The following is a 920-nucleotide window of genomic DNA, read 5'->3' as shown; positions in this document are numbered from 1 at the left end:
TTTGACGAAGTTAGGAATTCCGGAGCCTGTGGCTAACACGATTCTTATTCATTTAAATCAGGAAGAGGAAGAACCAGCGGAAGATTAACTGCTGGTTCTTTTTTTATAGAAAATATAAGTGTGACCAAATTCCTCAATGTCTAAGCAGCATTCGGCTGTGGCAAAGACCTTTAGTAAGGAGCTTTACCCCTTCATTGCCTTGATTTCTATGTGGCCATCCTTTTTGTTTATTTCTTCGAAGCACTCATATGTATGGTCGGTAAGCTTTTGGATAATTTCAGCCAGGAAACCGCATTCCAATCGAAAGTCCACGGTGAAGAGCTTTTGGTTCAATCGTTTTTCAATGATGTGACCTTTAAGATGGAAAATCATCTCTTTCTTCTTCTCGTTGACGAGTGCTAATTCTCCCCATCCCATGTATTGAAAGAATTCATAAAGATCGTCAAAATCATAGATGTCCGTCTGGCGGGCGATGTTTTTGCCCATGTAGTAAAGCATGAACGGAGCATCTTTGCCAAGGAAATCAGGTAGAGTATAATAACGCATCAGGTCAAATCCTGCTCCTGTCCCTACCAGCGATGAGATGTTGTTCGTGTTTAGCTTTGTAGATTCTTGCATAACGCTCATTCCTTTCTCCCCCCCATTATTATCACCCGAAATGGAACATGGCGCAATAATAATTGTTGCATTTTAGCGATAGGAAATAAATGTGTATTTTTGAGCATTTTATAAACGAGGTTTCTTGACGCTCCAACAGGGTAGGAGTACAATAAACATGTCACAATTTGTACATTCAGCAGGACTAGCTAGGAAAACAGGGGATTTTCCTAATTATTTTAAGGGTTTATAAAAGCGCTTAACTGTCTGAATAATGTACATAATTCAAACTGTTATCATCTTGAGGGGGGTAAATATGGCGG

1 protein-coding gene is annotated in these 920 nt (G+C 39.7%); it reads right to left on the bottom strand.

What is annotated here, in order from left to right; genetic code table 11:
- Positions 1–183 precede the first annotated feature (183 nt).
- A complete protein-coding gene (locus tag LD39_RS17705; protein WP_052158939.1) occupies positions 184–627 on the bottom strand; it encodes a YslB family protein in 444 nt (147 codons plus the stop codon).
- Positions 628–920 lie beyond the last annotated feature (293 nt).

The organism is Halobacillus sp. BBL2006, from assembly GCF_000786645.1.
GTDB lineage: Bacteria > Bacillota > Bacilli > Bacillales > Halobacillaceae > Halobacillus.
The sequence above is the reverse complement of the archived record's forward strand: the minus strand, read 5'-3'. Positions and strand labels throughout refer to the sequence as shown.

What these genes read in the sequence shown, in the direction of transcription:
- LD39_RS17705 (WP_052158939.1), bottom strand. Translation starts at nt 627, where the DNA reads ATGAGCGTTATGCAAGAATCTACAAAGCTAAACACGAACAACATCTCA.